The organism is Succinivibrio sp. (assembly GCF_045124615.1).
In the GTDB taxonomy this organism is placed as follows: domain Bacteria; phylum Pseudomonadota; class Gammaproteobacteria; order Enterobacterales; family Succinivibrionaceae; genus Succinivibrio; species Succinivibrio faecicola.
The window spans coordinates 1-5,034 of sequence record NZ_JBGVMC010000189.1 but is presented as its reverse complement, the minus strand read 5'-3'; the positions used below and the strand labels follow the sequence as shown (position 1 = coordinate 5,034).

The 5,034-nt window shown below is 39.8% G+C and carries 7 protein-coding genes; all 7 read left to right on the top strand.

Annotated features, from left to right (window positions below; all coding sequences use genetic code 11):
- Positions 1 to 272 precede the first annotated feature (272 nt).
- On the top strand, positions 273 to 497 hold the full coding sequence (gene rpmF, locus ACJML3_RS04870) for a 50S ribosomal protein L32 (protein WP_219937553.1): 225 nt from the start codon (positions 273 to 275) through the stop codon (positions 495 to 497).
- 65 nt (positions 498 to 562) lie between these two features.
- On the top strand, positions 563 to 1,537 hold the full coding sequence (locus ACJML3_RS04865) for a phosphate acyltransferase (protein WP_219937552.1): 975 nt from the start codon (positions 563 to 565) through the stop codon (positions 1,535 to 1,537).
- Between the two features lie 66 nt (positions 1,538 to 1,603).
- Positions 1,604 to 2,557, top strand: a complete 954-nt coding sequence (locus ACJML3_RS04860; RefSeq protein ID WP_406021106.1) for a beta-ketoacyl-ACP synthase III — start codon at positions 1,604 to 1,606, stop codon at positions 2,555 to 2,557.
- A 25-nt stretch (positions 2,558 to 2,582) separates the two neighbouring features.
- Positions 2,583 to 3,515 (top strand): ACP S-malonyltransferase, encoded by a 933-nt coding sequence (fabD, locus tag ACJML3_RS04855; RefSeq protein ID WP_406021104.1) that lies wholly within the window; start codon positions 2,583 to 2,585, stop codon positions 3,513 to 3,515.
- A gap of 9 nt (positions 3,516 to 3,524) precedes the next feature.
- Positions 3,525 to 4,268: a 3-oxoacyl-[acyl-carrier-protein] reductase gene (gene fabG, locus ACJML3_RS04850; RefSeq protein WP_288135368.1), complete on the top strand. Its 744-nt coding sequence runs from the start codon at positions 3,525 to 3,527 to the stop codon at positions 4,266 to 4,268.
- Positions 4,269 to 4,451: 183 nt separating this feature from the next.
- Positions 4,452 to 4,688: an acyl carrier protein gene (gene acpP / locus ACJML3_RS04845; protein WP_219937558.1), complete on the top strand. Its 237-nt coding sequence runs from the start codon at positions 4,452 to 4,454 to the stop codon at positions 4,686 to 4,688.
- A gap of 105 nt (positions 4,689 to 4,793) precedes the next feature.
- Positions 4,794 to 5,034, top strand: a 241-nt coding sequence (locus ACJML3_RS04840; protein ID WP_406021102.1) for a beta-ketoacyl synthase N-terminal-like domain-containing protein, incomplete at its 3' end; no start/stop codon positions are given.

The window sequence follows — 5,034 nt, the reverse complement described above, 5'->3', positions numbered from 1 at the left end:
TGAGTGTATTGAAAACGAGAATGGATGGTCATTTGGAAAAATAGTAAAAAGTTCAGAGGACAATCCATTTGCCAAGCTTCAAAGCCTGAAAGAAAACTTAAAAAAATAAGCAGAAAAATATAAAAGGTAAGTTAATTTTTCTTCTTGAAAACAAAACTGAATATAAGTATAATACTGCGATTAGTTCAGCCTGTGGCTGAGAGTTTTTTTGTTTATGTGAAGCAGAGCATTAGGCTTTGCGATGATGTTAAGTTATATTAGGAGACAACAAGATGGCTGTTCAGCAGAACCATAAGTCCCGTTCACGTCGTGACATGCGTCGTTCACACGATGCTTTATCAGCAATGAGATTATCAACCGATAAGACTTCAGGTGAAGTTCATATTCGTCACAACATCACTGCTGATGGTTACTACCGTGGTGAGAAGTTAAACTTAAAGGCAGCTGAGCCTTTATTATCAAAGAAAGATTACTTAGCTTCTATTAAGGCAAAATAATTTTTTTTTAATAAAATGATTTATAGGAGAGGGTGTCGAGTTGTATTTGACGCCCTTTTTTGCTTATGAGAACTGATAATTATATTACAGTAGCTTTAGATGGTACCGGTGGAGATAATGTTGATCCACAGTCAGTAGCATCTGCTGTCCGATTCGCAACTGTTTTTGAGCCAAAGCTCAAGGTTATTGTCTACGGAGACAAGAAACTACAGACAGCTTTAGAATCACAGAAAATTAGCCCTGATCGTTATCAGTTTGAATATGCTCCGGTCGTTATTGCACAGGATGAAGAGCCAAGAAAGGTAATTTCAGGCTTTTTGAATTCTGCTATGAGATTGGCAATTGAAGCTGTAAAAGACAAAAAGGCATCAGTTGCAGTATCAAGTGGCGGTACAGGTCCATTGGTATGTTTATCAAGACATATTCTTGGTGTCATTGATTCAGTAAGACCAGCATTATGCGCAAAAATTCCAGCAGGTCCTGGCAGATACTCATTAATGCTTGATTTAGGGGCAAATGCCTTAAGCGGCAGTGAGGATATGTATGAATTCGCCCTTTTAGGATCAGCTGCCTACAAGTCAATGTTTAATACTGACAGACCAAGAGTCAGCATTCTTAATGTAGGTACTGAGAGAAACAAGGGCAGTGCAAAGGTCAAAGAAGCAAGAGACCTTGTCGAGAGCAACAGCAAAATCAATTTTGTAGGCTTTGTTGAAGCAAACAACATGTTCTGCGACTATGCAGATGTCATAGTAACTGATGGCTTTACAGGAAATGTAGCACTAAAGGCAGCTGAAGGTGTTGCCTCAGTATTTTTAAATGCACATGGAATCAAGAAGTTTTTCTCAATGCTTGCAAGACCTGATTGGCTTGAACCATGGCAGTATAACGGCTCTATGCTTTTAGGTGTAGACGGACTTGTTGTAAAAAGCCATGCAAGTGCAGGTAAGGAAGCTGTTGCAGTTGCCCTTGTACAGGCTTATAAACTTGCAAGACAGAATATTGTTGAAAATATCAAGAATGAACTGAAAAAAGCATAATAGAAATATTTGCATTTTCTTGATAGAATACCGTCCATTGTTTTTTTTAAATTTGTGGAGACTTCATTGTTTACTAGAATTCTAGGAACAGGTAGCTATTTGCCTGAGCAAGTGCGCACTAATGCTGATTTAGAGCGTATGGTAGAAACCTCTAATGAGTGGATATTAGAGCGTACAGGTATCAGTGAGCGTCGTATTGCAGCTCCTGACGAAACAGCTGCTAGTATGGGTGCTATTGCTGCAAAAAGAGCTATTGAAGCTGCTAATGTTGACGTATCCGAAATTGATCTTGTTATTTGTGCAACAACTTCTTCACAAAATGCTTTCCCATCAACAGCCTGTGAAATCTCTGGAATGTTAGGTATTTGTGATTGTCCTGCTTTTGATCTTGCTGCAGCCTGTTCAGGTTTTAGCTATGCATATGCATTAGCACATTCCATGATTCTTTCAGGTCAGTCAAAGAAAGTTCTGATCGTTGCTGCAGATCTTATGTCTAGAGCATGTGATCCTAATGACAGAACTACCATTGTTCTTTTCGGCGATGGTGCATCAGCATGTATTCTAGGTCAGTCAGATACTGAAGGAACAATCGCTGTTCATATGTCTGCAGATGCGAAATATGGTCCTTTACTTTCATTACCTTATCCAAAGCGTGGTGAGAAGTCTGAAAATGACTGGCTGTATATGAAAGGAAATGATGTGTTCAAGCATGCCGTAACTGTTCTTGCATCTCTGGTAAGCAAAACCCTTGAGAAGGGCAATATCAAACCAGAACAGCTTGATTTTCTTGTTCCTCACCAGGCAAATATGAGAATCATTGCAGCTACTGCAAGAAAGCTAAAACTTGATATGTCACAGGTTATTGTTACTCTAGACAAACAGGGTAACACATCAGCTCCATCTGTTGGTCTTGCTCTTGATGAAGGTATCAGATCAGGACGCATCAAGCGTGGTGACATCCTATTATTAGAATCATTTGGTGGCGGTTTTACCTGGGGCTCAGCTCTGATTCGCTACTAATAAATAACTACAGGAGTTTATTTTTATGAAAAAGTTCGCTGCCGTTTTCCCAGGTCAGGGTTCACAAAGCGTTGGTATGTTTGCTGATTTTATGGACAATGAAATCGTAGCAAAGACATATGAAGAGGCCAATGCTGCTTTAGGTTACGATCTAAAGGATATTACTTTAAACGGACCAGAAGCTGAATTAAACAAGACTGAGGTTACTCAGCCTGCTATTTTAACTGCATCTGTTGCAGCATACAGAGTTCTTGAGGCAAAGGGCTTCAAGCCAGCTGCTGTTGCAGGTCATTCTTTAGGTGAGTACTCAGCATTGGTTGCTGCAGGTGTTATTTCATTTGCTGATGCTGTAAAACTAGTTCGTCTTCGTGGTAAGGCTATGCAGGAGGCAGTTCCTGCAGGTGTTGGCGCAATGGCTGCTGTTTTAGGTCTTGAAGATCAGGTTATCGTTGATGTATGCAACGAAGTATCTACAGAAGATGACAAGGTTTGGGCAGCAAACTTCAATACTCCAGGTCAGGTTGTTATTTCCGGTAACAAGGGCGCTGTAGATAGAGCCTTAGAGCAGTTTACAGCTAAGGGTGCCAAGAGAGTTGTTCCTCTTGCAGTGTCAGCTCCTTCACACTGCCCTCTAATGCAGAAAGCTGCAGATGTTTTAAAGGCTGAATTATCAAAGATTCAGATCAATGATGCATCAATCCCTGTATATGTTAATGTTCTTGCAAAGCCATTAACCAAGAAAGAAGAGATTATTGATGCTTTAGTAAAGCAGTTAACTATGCCTGTTCGCTGGGTTGAAACTGTAAATCAGTTAAAGGCTGATGGAGTTGAGGCTTTAATTGAAGTTGGTCCAAATAAGGTGTTATGCGGTTTAAACCGTAGAATCGACAAGACTCTTGGCAGTGCAAATATCTGCAATGAGGAAACTCTTGCAAAAGCTTTAGAAGTTATTGCTTAAGGATTTAATATGAAATTAGATTTTACAAATAAGGTTGTATTAGTAACTGGCGCAAGTCGTGGTATCGGTAAGGCTATTGCTCTTGCATTCAAGGATCTTGGTGCTAAGGTTTATGGTACAGCTACATCACAGTCAGGTGCAGATGGCATTACTGAGTACTTACAGGGGCAGGGTAAGGGTTTTGTAATGAACTCTCTTGATTCTAAGACTGTTGAAGAGTGTTACAGTGCTGTTGTTGCAGATGCTGGTACCTGTCCTGATGTTTTAGTAAACAATGCTGGTATCACAAGAGATACTCTTTTCATGAGAATGAAAGACGAGGATTTCATGGCTGTTATGCAGTGCAATCTTTTAGCATGTGTTCAGTTATGTAAGCTTTGTGTAAGCCCTATGATGAAAAAGAGAGCAGGTAGAATCATCAATATCTCTTCAATCGTAGGTCAGGATGGTAATGCAGGTCAGACCAACTATGCAGCAGCAAAGGCTGGTTTAATCGGTTTTAGCAAGTCACTTGCAAAAGAAGTTGGTTCACGTGGTATTACTGTAAACTGTGTAGCACCAGGTTTCGTTGCAACTGACATGACAGCAGCATTAAATGAGGAGCAGTTAAAGGCATGGACCAATACTATTCCTCTAAAGAGAGCTGCAACTCCAGAAGATATTGCAAATTCAGTTGTTTTCTTGGCATCTGATATGGCATCATACATCACTGGTTCAACCATTGATGTAAACGGTGGTTTACACTGTAACTAGTAAAAATTGTGGTTTAAATCACTAAATGCTGTAAATTTGGTGATTTTAAACTACCAAAATGTTTAATTAAAGGCTATAATAGGCCACAAGGTTTTAACTGATTTTGACATTGGGTCGAAATCGCTTTTTTATAGGACAGTAGCTGCTTAGGCAGTCTGATCAAGGAAAGAAATGAGTAACGACATCAAAGATATTGAAGAGCGCGTTAAGAAGATTATCGTTGACATGTTAGGTGTACAGCCTGAGGATGTAGTACCTGAGGCATCATTTGTTGATGATCTAGGTGCTGACTCACTCGACACTGTAGAGCTAGTAATGGCTTTAGAGGAAGAGTTCGAGACTGATATTCCTGATGAGGAAGCAGAGAAGATCAATACCGTTAAGGCTGCTATTGATTACATCACTGAGCATCAGAACTAATCAATTTTAAATAAGATGGCTAAACCATCTTCTGATATTTAATCAAATAGACTGGAGATGAATTTCATCTCCTTTCTTTTTCTTATAAATTACGGAGATCCAACGGTGCAATTACGTAGGGTTGTAGTTACTGGTCTGGGTATGTTAAGCCCAGTTGGCGGTAACCTTGAAGAGTCTTGGAAAAATCTTTTAGCTGGTAAGAGCGGTATCAGCAAAATCGAGCATTTTGATACTACTGATTACACAGTAAAAATTGCTGGTTTAGTAAAGAATTTCGATCCAGAGCAGTGGGGCATCGCTCGTAAAGATGAGCGTAAGATGGATACCTTCATTCAGTACGGTATCG